This window comes from Bacillus sp. FSL W7-1346 (genome assembly GCF_038593335.1).
In the GTDB taxonomy this organism is placed as follows: Bacteria; Bacillota; Bacilli; order Bacillales; family Bacillaceae; genus Bacillus; species Bacillus altitudinis.
This window is the reverse complement of record NZ_CP151988.1, coordinates 2,273,284-2,292,250: the sequence shown is the minus strand read 5'-3', so window position 1 is coordinate 2,292,250 and position 18,967 is coordinate 2,273,284. Positions and strand designations below refer to the sequence as shown.

19 protein-coding genes are annotated in these 18,967 nt (G+C 41.3%); 17 read left to right on the top strand and 2 right to left on the bottom strand.

Going from position 1 to position 18,967, the window contains the following annotated elements; translation table 11 throughout:
- The first annotated feature begins 64 nt into the window (after positions 1-64).
- The 17 genes from NST09_RS11815 (at position 65) to NST09_RS11735 (ending at position 16,974) form a co-directional block, all read left to right on the top strand.
- A complete protein-coding gene (locus tag NST09_RS11815; protein ID WP_173408463.1) occupies positions 65-2,155 on the top strand; it encodes an HD family phosphohydrolase in 2,091 nt (696 codons plus the stop codon).
- On the top strand, positions 2,156-2,635 hold the full coding sequence (gene ybeY, locus NST09_RS11810) for an rRNA maturation RNase YbeY (RefSeq protein WP_255233983.1): 480 nt from the start codon (positions 2,156-2,158) through the stop codon (positions 2,633-2,635).
- Complete coding sequence (locus NST09_RS11805) at positions 2,613-2,999, top strand: diacylglycerol kinase family protein (protein WP_024718818.1); 387 nt, start codon at positions 2,613-2,615, stop codon at positions 2,997-2,999. Before ybeY ends, NST09_RS11805 begins: the two co-directional genes overlap by 23 nt.
- A gap of 112 nt (positions 3,000-3,111) precedes the next feature.
- Complete coding sequence (locus NST09_RS11800) at positions 3,112-3,510, top strand: cytidine deaminase (RefSeq protein WP_008342410.1); 399 nt, start codon at positions 3,112-3,114, stop codon at positions 3,508-3,510.
- The gene (gene era, locus NST09_RS11795; protein ID WP_224563787.1) at positions 3,503-4,408 is read left to right on the top strand and encodes a GTPase Era; all 906 of its coding nucleotides are present in this window, start codon (positions 3,503-3,505) and stop codon (positions 4,406-4,408) included. The genes NST09_RS11800 and era overlap by 8 nt, the downstream gene beginning before the upstream one ends.
- A gap of 147 nt (positions 4,409-4,555) precedes the next feature.
- A complete protein-coding gene (locus tag NST09_RS11790) occupies positions 4,556-4,699 on the top strand; it encodes a YqzL family protein (RefSeq protein ID WP_008342408.1) in 144 nt (47 codons plus the stop codon).
- A 35-nt stretch (positions 4,700-4,734) separates the two neighbouring features.
- Positions 4,735-5,505 carry a DNA repair protein RecO gene (gene recO / locus NST09_RS11785; RefSeq protein ID WP_007501304.1) on the top strand — a complete coding sequence of 257 codons (771 nt, stop codon included), beginning with the start codon at positions 4,735-4,737 and terminating at the stop codon, positions 5,503-5,505.
- Between the two features lie 329 nt (positions 5,506-5,834).
- A complete protein-coding gene (gene glyQ / locus NST09_RS11780; RefSeq protein ID WP_003217487.1) occupies positions 5,835-6,722 on the top strand; it encodes a glycine--tRNA ligase subunit alpha in 888 nt (295 codons plus the stop codon).
- Positions 6,715-8,760 (top strand): glycine--tRNA ligase subunit beta, encoded by a 2,046-nt coding sequence (glyS, locus tag NST09_RS11775; RefSeq protein ID WP_342493024.1) that lies wholly within the window; start codon positions 6,715-6,717, stop codon positions 8,758-8,760. Before glyQ ends, glyS begins: the two co-directional genes overlap by 8 nt.
- A 166-nt stretch (positions 8,761-8,926) precedes the next feature.
- On the top strand, positions 8,927-9,565 hold the full coding sequence (locus NST09_RS11770) for a helix-turn-helix transcriptional regulator (RefSeq protein WP_024423017.1): 639 nt from the start codon (positions 8,927-8,929) through the stop codon (positions 9,563-9,565).
- A 25-nt stretch (positions 9,566-9,590) separates the two neighbouring features.
- A complete protein-coding gene (locus NST09_RS11765) occupies positions 9,591-10,412 on the top strand; it encodes a pyruvate, water dikinase regulatory protein (RefSeq protein WP_008342399.1) in 822 nt (273 codons plus the stop codon).
- Between the two features lie 261 nt (positions 10,413-10,673).
- On the top strand, positions 10,674-11,174 hold the full coding sequence (locus NST09_RS11760) for a YaiI/YqxD family protein (protein ID WP_008342395.1): 501 nt from the start codon (positions 10,674-10,676) through the stop codon (positions 11,172-11,174).
- A gap of 33 nt (positions 11,175-11,207) precedes the next feature.
- Complete coding sequence (gene dnaG / locus NST09_RS11755) at positions 11,208-13,037, top strand: DNA primase (RefSeq protein ID WP_008342393.1); 1,830 nt, start codon at positions 11,208-11,210, stop codon at positions 13,035-13,037.
- 203 nt (positions 13,038-13,240) lie between these two features.
- On the top strand, positions 13,241-14,362 hold the full coding sequence (gene rpoD, locus NST09_RS11750; RefSeq protein ID WP_008342392.1) for an RNA polymerase sigma factor RpoD: 1,122 nt from the start codon (positions 13,241-13,243) through the stop codon (positions 14,360-14,362).
- 301 nt (positions 14,363-14,663) lie between these two features.
- Positions 14,664-15,023 (top strand): cytochrome c550, encoded by a 360-nt coding sequence (gene cccA / locus NST09_RS11745; RefSeq protein ID WP_008342390.1) that lies wholly within the window; start codon positions 14,664-14,666, stop codon positions 15,021-15,023.
- 120 nt (positions 15,024-15,143) lie between these two features.
- A complete protein-coding gene (locus NST09_RS11740; RefSeq protein WP_046344003.1) occupies positions 15,144-15,860 on the top strand; it encodes a tRNA (adenine(22)-N(1))-methyltransferase TrmK in 717 nt (238 codons plus the stop codon).
- On the top strand, positions 15,853-16,974 hold the full coding sequence (locus NST09_RS11735) for a Nif3-like dinuclear metal center hexameric protein (protein ID WP_048001530.1): 1,122 nt from the start codon (positions 15,853-15,855) through the stop codon (positions 16,972-16,974). The genes NST09_RS11740 and NST09_RS11735 overlap by 8 nt, the downstream gene beginning before the upstream one ends.
- 36 nt (positions 16,975-17,010) lie before the next feature.
- Here the strand turns inward: NST09_RS11735 and NST09_RS11730 are convergent, their stop codons facing one another.
- Both NST09_RS11730 and vrrA read right to left on the bottom strand, forming a co-directional pair.
- The gene (locus NST09_RS11730) at positions 17,011-17,955 is read right to left on the bottom strand and encodes a 4-hydroxy-3-methylbut-2-enyl diphosphate reductase (RefSeq protein WP_007501283.1); all 945 of its coding nucleotides are present in this window, start codon (positions 17,953-17,955) and stop codon (positions 17,011-17,013) included.
- 156 nt (positions 17,956-18,111) lie between these two features.
- Complete coding sequence (vrrA, locus tag NST09_RS11725; protein ID WP_342493023.1) at positions 18,112-18,831, bottom strand: VrrA/YqfQ family protein; 720 nt, start codon at positions 18,829-18,831, stop codon at positions 18,112-18,114.
- Positions 18,832-18,967: the final 136 nt, after the last annotated feature.

Below are 18,967 nucleotides of genomic sequence, written 5' to 3'. Positions count from 1 at the left end.
CTTGAGAAAGAATCAGAAAGGCAGTAAGCGCAAAAGGCTGCTGTCTAAAAAAGAACCTCAGAAAATGGAGCGCTCACGCTATTTAAACGTACTGCTATACGCTGGTTTAGCGGCCATCCTGTTTGTGGTGCTCTTCTTCCATGTAAAGCCTGAATCGCTCGACCTAGATTTGTTTTCAGTGAGCGAACAGACCATCTATTCTCCGTCTACCGTTGATGACCAAGAAGCAACAGAAGAAAAGAAACAAGAAGCAACGGATCAAGTGGAAGACCAATATACACTCAAAAAAGCGTATTCTGATAATCGTGTTGACCTCATTTCATCCCTCTTTGAAGCCATTAAAGAAGAGAAGAAAGCAGCAGCTGATGACAAAGAGAACCCGCCAACAGATCAAGAGATGGTGAAGCGTGTAAAAGAGAAACTCACAACCGATATGCAGGAAGCTGTTTCGGATCAATCGATTAAAGCACTGCTCCAAGCAAGTGACGAAAACCTTTCTTTTACAAAGGACTCCATCATCACAGTGGTCAATTCGCTCATGGGTAAAGAAATCACAGCTTCTAAGCTGCAAGATGAAAAGAAACAAGTGAAAGCAGAGCTTGAAAACAATTCGATTCCGTCAAAATATTTAAATGCAGCGAAAGAAATTGGTGAATTTGCGATTATTCCAAACTATGTATTTGACCCGGTGGCAACAGAGAAGAAAAGACAAGAAGCAGCTGATAATATCCAGCCGGTTCAAATCAAGCAAGGGCAAATTTTAGTGGAAGAAGGAGAGCTCATTGACCGTGAAGTGTATCGTAAATTAGAACTGACCGGTCTTTTAAACAGTTCCAATTTGTTTAAGCCTGTAAGCGGTCTTATCATCTTAATCGGTCTTTTCTTAGCGGCGATTGTCCACTCACTTGAATCGAGGAAAAAGTCGCTCGTCCATAAGAATAAATCGTTACTGCTGTACTCGCTTATTTTCACCATTATTTTAATCATCATGGAAGTATTCAGTCTCTTCCAGGAAACCAAATATACAACTATCGGCTACGTCGTGCCTGTGGCACTTGGCACGATGCTGATTAAGCTGCTGATCAATGAGCGGCTGGCGATCTTCTCCGGCCTTGTATTTGCCCTTTGCGGCAGTATGATGTTTAATCAAGGAGTAACAGGCGTCTTTAACTATGTCATCTGTGCTTATTATCTAATAAGCGGGATGGCAGGGATTTTATTTTTGAGAAAACATAATGCGAGATCAAAAATTTTGCAGGCGGGGCTTTGGGTAGCTTTGGTGAATGTACTTGTTGTGCTGTCAATTACGCTGATTCAAAATTCTTCTCCATCAGGGCTTGAAATAGGTGTGAACCTCATCATGGCGATTGTGTCAGGGTTTGCATCGGCTATTTTGGTTATTGGGTTAATGCCAGTCTTTGAGAGCATGTTTGGTATTCTTTCGACCATGAAGCTTATTGAATTATCGAACCCGAATCATCCGCTGCTGAAAAAGATCTTAACAGAGACGCCAGGTACATATCATCATAGTGTCATGGTGGCGAATTTAGCGGATGCTGCATGTGAAGCAGTCGGTGCAAATGGATTGTTAGCAAGGGTTGGAGCTTATTATCATGACATTGGAAAAACGAAAAGACCACAATACTTTATTGAAAACCAAATGAACATTGATAATCCGCACGACAAGCTTTCTCCTCAGCTGAGCAAGAATATTATTATTGCCCATACGACAGATGGTGCTGAAATGCTGAGAGAAAAGAAGTTTCCAGAGGAACTTGTGGACATTGCAGAACAGCATCACGGAAAGTCCTTGCTGAAGTTCTTTTACTATAAGGCAAAAGAACGGGATGATCAGGTGACAGAAGAAGAATTTCGTTATCCTGGTCCAAAACCGCAATCGAAAGAAGCGGCCATTATTTCTGTAGCTGACAGCGTGGAGGCGGCGGTTCGTTCGATGCATAATCCAAACCCTGAGCGGATTGAAAAGCTTGTGAAGGGCATCATTTCAGATAAGATGCAGGATGGACAATTTAGTGAATGTGATCTGACATTTAAAGAATTAAATATTATTAGCCAAACAATTTGTACAACATTAAAGGGGATTTTCCATTCTCGGATTGAATATCCAGATGCCCCGAAGCAGAAGGTGAAGTAAATGACATTGTTAATCGATTTAATAGATGAAACAGGACAAGTATCGAAAGAGCAGCTTGAAGAAGTGGAAAAGCTTCTTCAATTTGCTGCGGATGCTCTTGAAGTAAAAGATCAAGCAGAAGTATCAGTATCGATCGTTTCAAATGAAGAAATTCATCAAATTAATAAAGAATACCGAGGAAAAGATGCACCAACAGATGTGATTTCATTTGCCCTTGAGGAAGAAGGCGAAGGGGAAATTGAAATCATTGGAGCTGATGACATTCCGCCTGTACTTGGTGACATTATCATTAGTGTTGATCGTACGAAAGAGCAAGCAGAGGAATATGGACATTCCTTCATGAGAGAGCTAGGGTTTTTAACGATTCATGGTTTTCTTCATTTGCTTGGTTATGATCATAATACAGAAGAAGATGAAAAAGAAATGTTCGCCAAACAGACAAAAATCTTGGATGATTATGGCCTTTCGAGATCATCGTAAGAAGCGAACGCCGCTTGTCCGTTTTTTTCGGAGTTTTTATTATGCATTTAGAGGAATATGGCGAACTTTCTTGAATGAACGGAATTTTCGGTTTCACACAGTCGCAGCCATCATCGTGGTGATTTGCGGCTTTTGGTTTCACATTCATCCGGTTGAATGGATGATCATTCTGCTTTTATGCGGCGGGATGTTTGCGTTAGAACTTGTGAATACAGCGATTGAACATACAGTAGATCTTTTCACAGAAGAGAAGCATCCTCTTGCTGAGAGAGCGAAGGACGCGGCAGCAGGCGCTGTTTGCGTTTACGCCGCCATTTCGGTTATGATTGGGTTGATGATCTTCTTACCGAAGATCATGCAATAGAACAATATTACTATTTATTAACATTTTTAGAAATGGGCGTGAAAATGTCACGTGAATTATGTAAAATATAAATGTGACAGTGGTACCATTTCTTCTGAAAGTGGGAACTAGAATGAACAAACAAGAGTTGATTTCAGAAGCAGTCAAAGCAAGAGATTTTGCATATGTACCCTATTCTAAATTCAAAGTCGGTGCAGCATTATTATCGCATGACGGAAAAGTGTATGGCGGCTGCAATATTGAAAATGCAGCATATGGTATGTGTAATTGTGCGGAAAGAACAGCACTTTTTAAAGCGTACTCAGAGGGCATCACATCTTTTCAAATGCTTGCAGTAGTGGCTGATACAGATCGGCCTGTTTCACCATGCGGCGCATGCAGACAGGTCATTTCAGAGCTATGTGCACCTGATATGCCAGTGATTCTAACGAACTTAAAAGGTCATATATACGAAACGACAGTAAACGAACTATTGCCAGGCGCATTTTCACCGGAGGATTTAAATGACTAACGAAAGCTTCAAATCAGGATTTGTATCAATTATTGGAAGACCAAATGTAGGGAAATCGACCTTTCTTAATCGTGTAATTGGACAAAAGATTGCGATTATGAGTGATAAGCCTCAAACGACTCGAAACAAAGTGCAAGGTGTTCTGACAACGAACACGTCACAAACGATTTTTATCGATACACCAGGAATTCATAAACCGAAGCACAAACTTGGCGATTTTATGATGAGGGTGGCTCAAAATACACTCAAGGAAGTCGACCTGATCTTGTTTATGATCAACGCACAGGAAGGCTATGGAAAAGGTGATGAATTCATCATTGAACGACTAAAGCAAACATCGACACCGGTGTTCCTTGTCGTCAATAAAATTGACCAAATTCATCCGGATGAACTGTTCCTTTTAATTGATGAATACCGTACACGTTACCCATTTAAGGAAATTGTGCCAATTTCAGCACTTGAAGGCAACAACATTGATACGCTTCTTCAGCAAATTGAAGGTTATCTTCCAGAAGGCCCTCAATTTTATCCGGCAGATCAAGTAACAGATCACCCAGAGCGATTTATTATTTCTGAATTAATTCGTGAAAAAGTGCTGCATTTAACGAGAGAAGAGATCCCTCACAGTATTGCGGTTGCGATTGAATCGATCAAGCCAGATGAAAACGGCAAGATTCATGTTGCAGCGACCATCGTCGTAGAACGTGATTCACAAAAAGGGATTGTGATTGGTAAGCGCGGCAGCTTATTAAAAGAAGTGGGACAAAAAGCGCGCAGAGACATTGAATCACTTTTAGGCTCAAAGGTGTATTTAGAGCTTTGGGTAAAAGTGCAGAAGGACTGGCGTAATAAATCCACACATCTTCGTGATTTCGGATTTAGAGAAGACGAATATTAAAAACCGATACAGTTGTTAGTAGATCTGACAATGGTGCGGTTCGATTAGTAAAAATTGTTTATCATGAAATGGAGGTAGCCTGGTCAAGATAAAATTAATATGTTGGATGTAGCGTTGCTGCTTCTAATAAAGAAAGGTGGGGTTTTTATGTTGAATTTTACATGGAACGTATTTTCACAAACAGGAAGCGTTGACACGTATCTGCTTTTCAAAGAGTTAGAAAAGGAGAACCTGGAAAGACCCGATGTACTTGAAGAAGAAATAGCACGACTTGATTTTCCAATCTTATAATTCTTGACCCCCTCCAATGCTCGGAGTGTAGACAAATGCTCATTAAAAGTGAAGGAATCGTCCTTAGAACAACAGATTATGGCGAAACAAACAAAATTGTCACGCTGCTCACTAGAGAACATGGGAAAATTGGTGTGATGGCAAGAGGCGCTAAGAAATCGAACAGCCGCCTGTCAGCCATAAGCCAGCCGTTTTTATACGGAACCTTCCTGATCCAATCATCAACAGGACTTGGAACGCTCCAGCAAGGTGAAATGATGGAAAGCATGCGAACCATTCGGGAAGATTTATTTCTGACCGCATATGCCGCATATATGACAGAATTACTTGATAAAGGAACAGAAGAAAAGAAGCCAAACCCTTACTTGTTTGAACTTCTTCTTCAATCTTTACGCCATCTCAATGAAGGCACAGATGCTGATATTATTTTATTTATCGTAGAGGTCAAAATGCTGTCAGTGATGGGGTTGAAGCCTGAACTGGACCAATGTGTACACTGCGGTCAAAAAGAAGGGCAGTTCCATTTCTCAATTAGAGATAACGGATTCATCTGTAGGCAATGCTTTTCTAAAGATCCATATAAACTGCCCTTATCCCCAGCAGCAGCAAGACTGCTCCGTTTGTTTCATTATTTTGATTTATCAAGGCTTGGTCAGGTTGACGTGAAACCACAAACGAAACAAGAAATTCGTCAAGTGCTCGATCATTATTATGAAGAGTATTCAGGTCTTTATTTAAAATCAAAAAAATTCATGAATCAAATGGAATCCATGAAAAAGCTAATGGACGGTGAAAACAAAAGTTGACATCTCTCGTGACTTTTTGTAAGATCATCTAAGATCAAATATGTTGCATTGACAGAAAGAAGTACTTACGTATCAGCCATAAAAGCGACCTTAGGACGGTGTGAGCTAAGGATGGACACGTAACGAAAGGCATTCTTGAGCAACGTAAAACAAAGCGGCTGGGTGCTACGACACCAGCAAATAGGGTGGAACCGCGGGAAAAACTCTCGTCCCTATGTTTGCAAGGAACCTTGTGAGCATAGAGACGGGAGTTTTTGTGTTTTGCAAAAAGGTTCTAGGCCCCACCGCCATACATAGCGGATGGTGTAAAAAAGATGGAGGTGCGATCATTGAATATTCAAGACATGATTTTGACACTGCAAAAGCATTGGTCAAATGAAGGCTGCGTATTAATGCAGGCATATGACACAGAAAAAGGTGCTGGAACGATGAGTCCATACACGTTCCTCAGAAGCATTGGGCCAGAGCCATGGAAGGTAGCTTATGTAGAACCTTCAAGACGCCCGGCTGACGGCAGATATGGAGAAAACCCAAACAGATTGTATCAACATCATCAATTTCAAGTGATCATTAAGCCATCACCTGACAATATTCAAGAACTGTATCTAGAATCATTGAAGGCGCTTGGCATTGACCCGCTGAAACATGATATCCGTTTTGTTGAAGATAACTGGGAAAACCCATCTCTTGGCTGCGCAGGACTTGGCTGGGAAGTTTGGCTAGATGGAATGGAAATTACGCAATTTACGTATTTCCAGCAAGTCGGCGGTTTAGAATGTAAGCCAGTTTCTGTTGAAATCACATACGGAATTGAGCGTCTTGCTTCGTACATTCAGGACAAAGAAAATGTGTTTGACCTTGAATGGACAGATGGCTTTACTGTAAGAGATTTATTCTTAATGGCTGAATACGAGCATTCTGTGTATACGTTTGAAACATCTAATACGGATATGCTGTTCGATTTATTTACAACATATGAAAAAGAAGCACATAGCCAAATGGACAAAGGGCTTGTTCACCCGGCATATGATTATGTACTCAAATGTTCTCACACCTTTAACCTGCTTGATGCCAAAGGCGCGATTTCTGTGACTGAGCGAACAGGTTATATCGGAAGAGTACGTCAGTTAGCGAGAAAAGTAGCCAAAACATATTACGAAGAACGAGAAAAACTAGGATTCCCTATGCTAAAAGAGGAGGCGGCTTCTCATGAATAAACAAGATGTATTACTTGAAATCGGCTTAGAAGAGATGCCGGCTCGTTTCATGCCAGAAAGCACAAAGCAGCTAGGTGACAAAGTAAAAGCTTGGTTCACAGCACAAAATATTTCATTCGAAGACGTTGCTTTATTTAATTCACCAAGACGTCTAGCTGTACTCGTCAAAGGTGTTGCAGAAAAACAAGAGGACATCAAAGAAGAAGCAAAAGGGCCGGCTAAAAAGATTGCGCAAGACGCGGACGGTAATTGGACGAAAGCGGCCGAAGGTTTTGCCCGCGGACAAGGCGCTTCAACAGATGATCTGTATTTCAAAGACATCAAAGGTGTGGATTATGTCCATGTCCAAAAGTTTCAAGAAGGAAAACAAGTCAAAGACCTTCTTCCAGCATTGGGGGACATTGCCGCTTCATTGAGTTTTCCAAAGAACATGAGATGGGGAAGCGAGGATTTACGCTATATCCGTCCAATTAAATGGATTGTTTGTTTATTTGGTCAAGAGATCATTCCTGTCGAAATTGCAGGAGTGAAAAGCGGACGGGAGACTAGAGGACATCGTTTCCTAGGGACAACAGCCAGCATTGACACACCAGCTTCTTATGAGCAAACATTAAGAGATCAATTTGTCATTGTAGATTCAGACAAAAGAAAACAATTAATTACTGAGCAATTACATGCCCTTTCTTCCGAAAAAGGCTGGGTCATTCCAGTTGATCCTGAGCTTCTAGAAGAAGTGAACGATCTCGTTGAATATCCAACCGTTCTATTTGGTTCTTTTGAAGAAGAATTTCTTGCGCTGCCGGAAGAAGTGCTTGTCACGACAATGAAAGAGCATCAGCGTTATTTCCCTGTGAAAAATGAACAAGGGGAATTACTGCCGCACTTTATTACGGTCAGAAATGGAAACAGTGAGGCACTTGAAAATGTGGCAAGAGGGAACGAAAAGGTCCTTCGTGCACGTTTATCAGATGCGGCATTTTTCTATAAAGAAGACGAAAAACTCGTCATTGAAGACAACATTCAAAAGCTTGATAAAGTCGTATTCCATGAGAAACTTGGCACGATTGGCGACAAGCTGAAAAGAGTAACAGACATTGCCGTTCGCCTTGCTAGTCATGTGGGTGCAGATGAAGAAACGTCTAAACGCGCTGCAAGAGCAGCCAGTATTTCTAAATTTGACCTTGTGACTCAGATGGTCTATGAATTCCCAGAACTGCAAGGAATCATGGGTGAAAAATATGCTAGAGCACTTGGCGAGCATGAAGAAGTGGCAAAGAGTATCAACGAGCACTATATGCCGCGTTTTGCTGGTGACGATGCGCCGTCAACACTTATTGGGGCGATTGTTGCAGTGGCGGATAAGCTAGATTCTATTTGTTCATTCTTCTCAATTGATGTCATTCCAACGGGCTCTCAAGATCCTTATGGATTAAGAAGACAAGCGAGCGGTATCGTTCAAATCCTGCTAGACCGCCAATGGAATCTTTCATTTAAAGAGCTTTTAGCACTAGCTCAAGTAGAGACTAAACATGAAGTGGCTCTCATTGAATTTTTAACACACCGTTTGAAATATGTTCTCCAAGCAGAACATATCCGTCATGACGTGGTGGAAGCAGTCCTTGATGTTGAAAATATTGAACCATATGCGGTTGTGAAAAAAGCGGCTGTTCTTGAAGAGAGCGTGAAACAGGAGAGTTTCAAAGAAACGGCTGAGGCACTAGGCCGCGTCATTTCAATCAGTAAAAAAGGGGAAGACGCACAGATTCAGCCTGAACTGTTTGAAAATGAACACGAACAAAAGCTATTTGAAGCGTATCAGCAAGCGGAAAAAGCCGTCAACGAGTATATGGCAAAAGGTCAGTACCAATCAGCACTTGAAGCGCTAGATACATTAAAAGCACCAATTGTTCATTATTTCGACCATACCATGGTTCATGCCGATGATGAAAAACTGAAACAAAATCGTTTGGCACAAATGGTCAAACTTGCAAAAGTCATTCAATCATTTGCGAATATGAACAATTTAATTGTAAAATAAATACCTAAGAACGGTTGCCTTTTTCGAAGGGCAATCGTTTTTTACTCATTTAATTCACGGTTTTTGAGTGGATTTTTGTTTCATTCGGACAAAGATGCGCTATAATATGATGAGTTATGAAATTGATATACATAAAGTAAGGATTCGCTCTCTCTATTTAAAGGTGGTGAGTACAATCGAGTTAAATAAACGGCAAGAGCAGATTTTACAGATTGTCAAAGAGAATGGTCCGATCACTGGAGAGCATATCGCCGATCGGCTGAACTTAACAAGGGCTACCCTCAGACCGGATTTAGCCATTTTAACGATGTCTGGCTTTTTAGAAGCAAGACCAAGGGTCGGCTACTTTTTTACAGGCAAAACAGGCACGCAGCTTCTGGCAGATAAGCTGAAAAAACTTCAAGTGAAAGATTTTCAGTCCATTCCGGTCGTGATACACGAGAATGTTTCGGTTTATGATGCGATTTGTACGATGTTTTTAGAGGATGTGGGCACATTATTCGTTGTGGACGATCACTCTATTTTAACAGGCGTGTTATCAAGAAAAGACCTCCTTCGAGCAAGTATTGGGAAACAAGAGCTTCCATCTATACCTGTCCATATTATTATGACAAGAATGCCGAACATTACCGTTTGCCGCAAAGAAGATTTTATTATGGATGTGGCCAAGCACTTGATTGAAAAGCAAATAGATGCACTTCCTGTTATAAAAGATACGGATAAAGGCTTTGAAGTGGTCGGCAGAATTACGAAAACAAACATGACGAAAATACTTGTTAGCTTATCAGAGAACGAAATTATCTAATTACAGAAGACTGCGAGGGGATGTTATGAGTAATCGCGTAATTTTTGTTGTATCAGATTCAGTAGGAGAAACGGCAGAGCTCGTGGTCAAAGCGGCACTTAGCCAATTTGATGGCGGCTCATCCGACCATTCGAATATTAGAAGAATCCCATATGTAGAGGATGTCGGTACGATTAAAGAAGTGATTTCATTGGCGAAAGCAGATAATGGGATCGTTTGCTTTACTCTTGTTGTGCCAGAAATGCGCCAATTCTTAATAGAAGAAGCAGAAGCGAATGGCGTCGTGTACTATGACATTATCGGTCCACTTATTGATAAAATGGAGACGGCATATGGAAATGAAGCGAAACATGAGCCAGGTCGTGTACGTCAATTAGATGAGGACTATTTTAAAAAGGTAGAAGCCATTGAGTTCGCTGTGAAATATGATGATGGCCGGGACCCAAGAGGTATTCTAAAGGCTGATATTGTGCTGATTGGTGTATCGCGTACGTCTAAGACACCACTTTCTCAATACTTAGCACATAAACGCTTGAAGGTAGCAAACGTTCCGATTGTTCCTGAAGTTGATCCGCCAGAGGAGTTATTCTCAGTTGATCCAAAAAAATGCATCGGCCTGAAAATTAGTCCAGATAAACTAAATCATATCCGTAAAGAACGTTTAAAATCACTCGGTTTAAATGACCGTGCCATTTATGCGAATATTGAGCGGATTAAAGAGGAACTAGAATATTTTGAAAAAGTGGTTGACCGCATTAACTGTCAAGTTGTTGATGTATCGAATAAAGCAGTTGAGGAGACAGCAAATGTCATTCATCAAATGCTGACTAAAAGAGGTTCCGAATAAACTCAGGATGCTCCTCCTGGGTTTTTCCTATGGTGGGAAACGGGTAAACAAAAACAATAGCATATTTGCTGCATTTGTATTATAATAAAAAATTGTGATAAAATGATTGATTTTAGGTTTAAGTTAAGTCAAGAACGAATAAACTAATATTGGCAGAAGTCAAGTGATTCTGAACATAACTTTTCGACAAAATGAGTTTTACTGTTGATTGCTTTATGGGGGAAAAGTATGGTCTTTTTGCTTCTCTAAAGCAGGAATAAGGTGGAGGGATGGAGAATTAGTCACCTGAATGAACGTAAAAAAGAAAGGACGATTTATGTCGATGCAGATGCTTGTCCTGTAAAAGACGAAATCCTTTCTGTCGCATCTCAATTTCAAGTACCTGTGACTTTCATTGCTTCATATGAGCATTTTCAAACCAAACGATCACCACTTGAAGATTGGCGGTTTGTTGATACACATAAGGAAGCAGCAGATTTAGTCATTGCGAACTTAGCTGTCAAGCACGATATTGTTGTTACCCAGGATATTGGTCTGGCCTCCTTACTGCTTCCAAGACAAGTCATTGTTCTGTCTGAAAGAGGACGAATGTACACAAACGAAACAATTGATTTTGATTTGGAACGCAGGCATGTTTCCAGTAAACAGCGAAGAAAAGGTGTATACGGAAAAGGTCCCAAAAAGCTTTTAGAAGAGGATAAAAAGCGATTTATTGCCCAACTACAAAAAATCCTGTCGAATCATGAAGGATTTTTGAATTAAAAGGCGAATAATGTACGACGGAGTGTTATTAGGATGAGCAAACGTATACCAGATGAACTTTTGGAGCAAATCCAAAAAAACGCAGACATTGTCGAAGTGATTGGAGAATACGTACAGCTTAGAAAACAAGGTCGGAATTACTTCGGTCTTTGTCCATTCCATGGTGAAAATACTCCTTCATTCTCTGTTTCAGCAGATAAGCAAATCTTCCATTGTTTTGGCTGTGGTGCAGGAGGCAATGTATTTTCGTTCCTCAGACAAATGGAAGGCTACTCATTTATTGAAGCCGTTTCACATGTTGCTGATAAGTACCATATTGATTTGCCGGATCATGTAGCGAATGCGCAGATCAGTTCCTCACAGCAAGAGGATACAGCAGATCATAAAATGATTGAGGCGCATGAGCTTCTTAAGAAATTTTACCACCATTTGCTGGTAAATACAAAGGAAGGTCAAAACGCACTCGATTATTTAAGGTCCAGGGGCTTTACGGATGAAACAATTGCCAAGTTTGAGATCGGGTATGCTCTCGACTCGTGGGATTTCGTGACCAAGTTTTTAGAAAAACGAGGGTTTGATCCTGCGATGATGGAGAAGGCTGGTCTTTTGATTCAACGAGAAAACGGCACAGGTTTTTTTGACCGCTTTAGAGATCGTGTCATGTTTCCAATTCATGATCATCACGGGACGGTCGTCGCTTTTTCTGGAAGATCACTTGGTGATCAGCAGCCAAAGTATATGAATAGTCCTGAAACGCCACTTTTTCATAAAAGTAAGCTGCTTTATCACTTTCATGACGCGCGTATGCATATTAGAAAACGCGAACGTGCAGTCCTTTTCGAAGGATTTGCTGACGTCATCTCGGCTGTCACAAGTGGTGTTGGCGAAAGTGTTGCAACAATGGGTACGTCTTTAACAGAAGAGCACGTAAAGCTTCTTAGGCGGAACGTTGAAGAGATCATTTTATGTTATGACTCTGACACGGCCGGGTATGAAGCGACCATGAAAGCATCAGATTTGCTTGGAAAAAGAGGATGTAAAGTTCGCGTTGCCATGATACCAGATGGACTTGATCCAGATGATTACATTCGTAAATATGGCGGCGAGAAATTTAGGAATGACATCATAGATGCAAGTGTGACATTAATGACATTTAAGATGAATTTTTTCCGAAGAGGAAAGAATTTGTCTGACGAAGGAGACCGCCTGACTTACATGAAGCAGGTTCTCCGAGAAATTAGCCGATTAAACGGTTCCTTGGAACAAGAGATTTACATGAAGCAGCTGGCTGGGGAGTTCTCCATTTCACTTGACTCATTAAAGGAGCAATTGGAGCTTTTTGAAAAGCAGCAGAGACAAGAGGCCAAGAGCTCGCAAGAAGAAAATGGGCTTGAAAAGCGGCGTGCACATCTGTCAACACAGGTAAGACGAAAACGTCTAAGGCCGGCATATGAAAACGCAGAGCGAATGCTCCTTGCACATATGTTGAAAAATGATGACGTGATCCGAAAAGTGCTTGATAGGATAGGGTTTGAATTTAATATAGATTCGCACAGAGCGCTGGCAACATACATTTATGCATTGTATGAAGAAGGCAAGGAGCCGACCCCACAGCATCTGATGAACCGTATAGAAGATGATGTGATCAATCAGCTCCTGACGGATATTTTCATGATTCAAGTTGGAGACGAACTAAGTGAAGCTGAATTAAGTGATTATGTAAAAAAAGTGTTGAATCATCGGAATTTGTCAATGATAAAGGAAAAAGAACTAGAACGTGCAGAGGCGGAGAGGCAAAAAGATTTCTTCAAAGCGGCAACACTTGCAAAAGAAATTATTCAGTTGAACCGTTCGCTGAAGTAATACGTCTACTATTTATGACAAGACTTACGGCTGGCAATGAATCCTTTAATGGGAGGAGCATAAGACCGCAAGCATCTTGCCTTCATCATTATTTATTTTATTCCTATTTGCTCATTCTGTTTGATAGAGAGAGAAAGGCAGAGCAGAAGCAAATCGCAAGTTACTTTAGAATTCGTTGCAAGCTTTGGAAGGAGGGATCCATAATGGCTGATAAACAAGCCCACGAAACTGAAACTGAATTAACCTTTGAACAGGTGAGAGATAAGCTCACTGAAACGGGTAAAAAACGGGGCGTTTTAACATACGAAGAAATTGCAGAGCGTATGTCTAGCTTTGAAATTGAATCAGACCAGATGGATGAATACTATGAATACTTAGGCGAACAGGGTGTAGAACTCATCAGTGAAAACGAAGAGACTGAAGACCCAAATGTTCAGCAGCTGGCTAAGGCAGAAGAGGAATTTGACCTGAATGATTTAAGCGTACCACCAGGTGTCAAAATTAATGATCCTGTTCGTATGTACTTAAAAGAGATCGGGCGCGTCAATTTGCTATCTGCGAAAGAAGAGATTACGTATGCTCAAAAGATTGAAGAAGGCGATGAGGAATCAAAAAGAAGATTAGCGGAAGCGAACCTTCGTCTCGTTGTCAGTATTGCGAAACGTTATGTTGGTCGTGGTATGCTGTTCCTTGACTTGATTCAAGAAGGAAACATGGGGCTCATGAAGGCGGTTGAGAAGTTTGATTACCGCAAAGGATACAAATTCTCAACATATGCGACTTGGTGGATTAGACAGGCGATCACACGTGCGATTGCCGATCAGGCGAGAACAATCCGGATCCCGGTTCATATGGTGGAAACCATTAATAAATTAATCCGTGTTCAAAGACAGCTTCTACAAGATCTAGGTAGAGAACCAACGCCAGAAGAAATTGCGGAAGACATGGATTTAACACCAGAGAAAGTAAGAGAAATTCTTAAAATTGCGCAAGAGCCAGTATCTTTAGAAACACCTATTGGTGAGGAAGATGACTCGCATCTTGGTGATTTTATCGAAGACCAAGAGGCGACTTCTCCATCAGACCATGCTGCCTATGAGCTCTTAAAAGAGCAGCTTGAAGATGTATTAGATACGCTAACGGACCGTGAAGAAAATGTGCTGAGACTGCGTTTCGGACTAGATGACGGAAGAACACGCACATTAGAAGAGGTAGGAAAGGTGTTTGGCGTAACAAGAGAGCGTATTCGCCAAATTGAAGCGAAAGCTCTTCGTAAATTAAGACACCCAAGCAGAAGTAAACGATTAAAAGACTTCTTAGAATAGAAACCGGACGGATCTTGAGAGAGATCCGTTCTTTCTTCATCAAAATGAAAACGCTTTTTTGATCTGATTATATTTTACTGAATAACAAATGAATTTGCAACGTTCTTAGAGAAAAGATGTATAAAAAATACATCTAAATGTGCTGAAGGCTTCTTTTCTCATTTTGAATCATTTTTGTCTAATCTGTGAACTTGACCAAAGTTTTGTATCATAATTCGTTTACTTTTTGTAAAATTAAAGTAGAATTAGAATTGTTTGCATAGTCTCAAAGGGGTTTTTCACAAAGGGGAGGATGAAAGTAATGAAACGGAATCCACTTATACCATTCTTATTGATTGCCATTTTAGGTATTGGACTCACTTTTTTCTTATCAATGAAGGGGCTGAAAGATGAAGACAAAATTGCCTCTGGGGGCAAAGAGCAAAAGCAAGAAGAGACCGCAAATGCAACGCCGGAAGAATTGTATAAGCAGAACTGTATTAGCTGTCATGGGGAAAACTACGAAGGTGGCGCTGGTCCTGCATTAAAAGGTGTTGGCGACAAGCTTGAAGTAGCAGACATCAAGAAGAAAATTCAAGAAGGCGGAAATGGGATGCCGGGCGGGCTAATCCCGAATGAAAAGCTCGATGAAATGTCAGAATGGGTATCCAAAATTAAATAATAAAGCGCAAAAAGCTCTTTTTCATCAGAAGAGCTTTTTTCATTTGAAAACGACTTTTAAAAAGTCCATAATTTATATAAGATAGACAAGTATGAACATTAAAGAAAAGTAGTGATATGGATGAATGAAATGAATTTGTCAAAACGATTAAAAAGAGTCGCAGACTTTTTACCAAAAGAGGCGGTCTTTGCTGATATTGGCTCAGATCATGCCTATTTGCCATGTTATGCGATATTACATCATAAAGCATTGAAAGCCATTGCTGGTGAAATTACTGATGGACCACTTCAATCTGCGAAGCAGCAAGTACATAGGCTTGAATTAGATGAGCAAATTTCAGTCAGAAAAGGAAATGGCCTTGAAGTGATTGAAAAAGGCGAGGTAAATGCTGTCACGATTGCAGGGATGGGCGGAGCACTTATTGCAAGCATTCTAAATGAAGGTAAACACAAGCTTACAGGGCAGGAGCGGCTTATTCTTCAGCCTAATATTCATGCCCATCATATTCGTTTATGGCTCTATCAAGAGGGGTATGAATTGATGGATGAAGTGATTTTAGAAGAGGATGGCAAAATATACGAAATCATCATTGCCGAAACTGGCGACAAAGATAAAGCCTATGAAGGCATGTCGATTGAAAAAGGCATGCTCGTTGGTCCGTTTCTTGCCAAAGAGCAAAATGATGTCTTCCGGCGCAAATGGATGAATGAGCTTCAGCACATGGAGCATATAGAAGGCCAGATTCAACAAGCAGCGCCGACGGAAGAGAACAAAGAACGTCTGAAAGAGCTGAATGCGAAAATAAAAATGCTAAAGGAGGTTTTGACTGTTGGCTAAAACAGTGAACGGGCATGAAATCATCCAATTATTTGAGCAATTCTCACCAAAGGCATATGCGGTGGAAGGTGATAAAATTGGGCTCCAGATTGGAACGCTGAATAAAAAAGTGACCAATGTCATGATCACCTTAGATGTATTAGAAAATGTGGTAGATGAGGCAATTGAGCGGAAGGTGGATCTCATTATTGCCCACCATCCGCCAATTTTCCGTCCATTAAAACATGTGGCGACAGATCAGCCGGCAGGACGGATCATTGAGAAATGCATCAAACATGATATTGCGGTGTATGTAGCACATACAAACCTGGATGTGGCTGATGGAGGAGTCAATGACTTGCTTGCAGAGGCTTTAGAGCTCGGGGAAACAAAAGTGCTAGTTCCAACATACGAAGATCCAATTAAGCAGCTAGCCTTGTATGTTCCAGTGGAATTTGAAGAGGCCATCAGGACGGCTTTAGGAAATGCGGGAGCTGGCCATATTGGCAACTACAGTCATTGCGCTTTTTCAAATGAAGGGACAGGCAGTTTTCTGCCATCAGAAGAAGCTGTGCCATTTATTGGTGAGACGGGTAAATTGGAATTTGTGAAAGAAGTACGAATCGAAACCATTTTCCCAGCAAGTATTGAAAAACAAGTGATTCGTGAAATGATCAAAGCACATCCTTATGAAGAAGTGGCTTACAGTGTTCATACGACAGATCTTCCTCCTATTCAAAAAGGCCTTGGCCGTATTGGAGAATTAAAAGAACCTATGACACTTAAAGACTTCACTCAATTTGTGAAAACGAAGTTAGATGTGAATGGAGCGCGTTTTGTAGGAGATCAGGAAGCGGTCGTGAAAAAAGTAGCTGTGCTTGGAGGAGACGGAAATAAATATATCCATCAAGCGAAAAGAATGGGGGCAGATGTGTATGTGACTGGCGACCTTTATTTCCATGTCGCTCACGATGCCATGATGCTCGGACTGAATGTAGTGGACCCGGGTCATTACGCAGAAAAGATCATGAAAGAGGGCGTAAAGACAAAGTTAGAATCGCTATGTACAGATAAAAAATATGATGTGCAGTTCTTTGTATCAGAATCAAACACAAACCCGTTTCAATTTGTGTAAGCAAAAACGTCAGAGCATAGCAGCTCTGACGTTTTTTTATTTCTTTGTTTTCACGCGAGGTAATATCTTAGAAAGAGGAACCGTCCGTTCAATTTTCCATGTCGATTCATCATCAGGTTCGTAGTTTTCTAAGAAACGAATGACTTCTTTTGTAATAGGTGTTGGTGTGGAAGCACCTGCAGTAACGGCAACTGTTTTTACCCCTTGGAGCCATTCAAGCTTTAACTCACTGAGATCACCAATTCGGTAAGCCTGCGTTCCTGCAATCTCCATTGACACTTGCGCCAGACGATTTGAGTTATTGCTTTTTGGGTCGCCGACCACAATGGTCAGATCGGCTTGGCCTGCTTGCTGTGACACAGCTTCCTGACGTACCTGTGTCGCAAGGCAGATTTCTTGATGGTACTCGACGTGAGGATATTTTTCTTTAATGAGCTCCATCAGATCATGAACATCCCACTGAGACATTGTTGTCTGATTGGTGATGAGTAGTTTATCTGACGTTAAATCGAGCGCTTTAATATCAGCTTCTGTTTCGACAAGGTGGACTTTGTCAGGTGCAACACCGACGGCTCCTTCTGGCTCAGGGTGACCCTTTTTCCCGATATAAATAATGTCATATCCATCAGCTGTTTTTTCTGAAATGAGTTCATGTGTTTTCGTGACATCTGGACAGGTCGCATCAATGGCGACAAGGCCTTTTTCTTCTGCAATTTGACGGACTTCAGGAGATACGCCGTGAGCGGTGAAAATCACTGTGCCACTTTCAACCTGTTTTAAAATATCCAGACGGTTTGGTCCGTCCAGTGTGTAAATTCCATCTTCTTCGAAGGCATCTGTGACATGTTTGTTGTGCACAATCATACCTAATATATAAATTGGGCGTGGCAAGTTTTTATCAAGTGCGGCATTTTTAGCAATGACCATTGCATCTACAACGCCATAGCAATAGCCACGCGGCGAAATTTTAATTACATTCATTTATTCGTCCTCCTGTAGGGAAGTGCTGCTAGAGAAGAACAATATAAAAAGCCGTGAAAAACGGCTTTTGATCATTCTCTTCCTTCATTATAGCCAAAGTAAGCGCATATATCAAAGATTGTTATACATGGGAAACACTTCGCCTTTAAAAGATCACTAGACATATAGTTTCGGAATGGAACTACCCGATCTTTTTTTCGGTTTTACTTCAGGAGCAGTTGATGTGTGTACAGTCCCTTTTTTGACAAGGATGTCCTCTGGTTCTTCTTCTTTTCCTTCTTCTATTTCATCATCAACCGGTGCTGTTTGTTCGTGCGGAACGTCTGTTTCTGCAGTGATTTCTTTTGGTTCTTCGTCTGCATCATTCGTATTTGTTTCATCATCATCCGCACTGCCAAGCTGGCTATAGAGTTTAATCATGGCAGGCAAATTTCTGACTAAAGGACCGTATTGCTGAATCATAGGCGTGAATTGCTGCGCCATTCCGAGTACTTTTTGAACATTTCCTAACATGCTTGAAAGGTTCGCAGGGTTTGCGAAGCTCTGGATTCCTTGTAATCCCGCACCACCTCCAGCTCCAGAGATCCCTGCTCCTCCAGCTCCAGGAAGAAATTTTGCCAGCATGCCCTTAATTCCGGCGCCGCCTAGTGCTCGGCTTTCGCCTCCAGGAATGCCACCCATCCCGCGTAGACCGCCGCCTTGTACAGACGGAGAGCGAGGCATCATTTGTTGAAATTGGTTGCCTTGCCCTTGAAAAGGCTGTTCGATCGGAGCCTGCTGTCTCCGTTGAAAAATCCCGGGCTGACCGCCATTTCCAAGGTGCCGGCGTGAGGGACGATGCGGCTGAAAATCGCCCATAGGCCTTTGCCCTAACATACTTGTACCTCCCTTACTGCATTCTCTTTCTCTTCATAGGTTATGCAGGGAAGTATCATTTGGTTTCCTGTGAGAAAAGCGGACATGGTTTTTTTGCTGAAAATCAGCTATAATGAGGAGATGAGCAAAAAGGCAT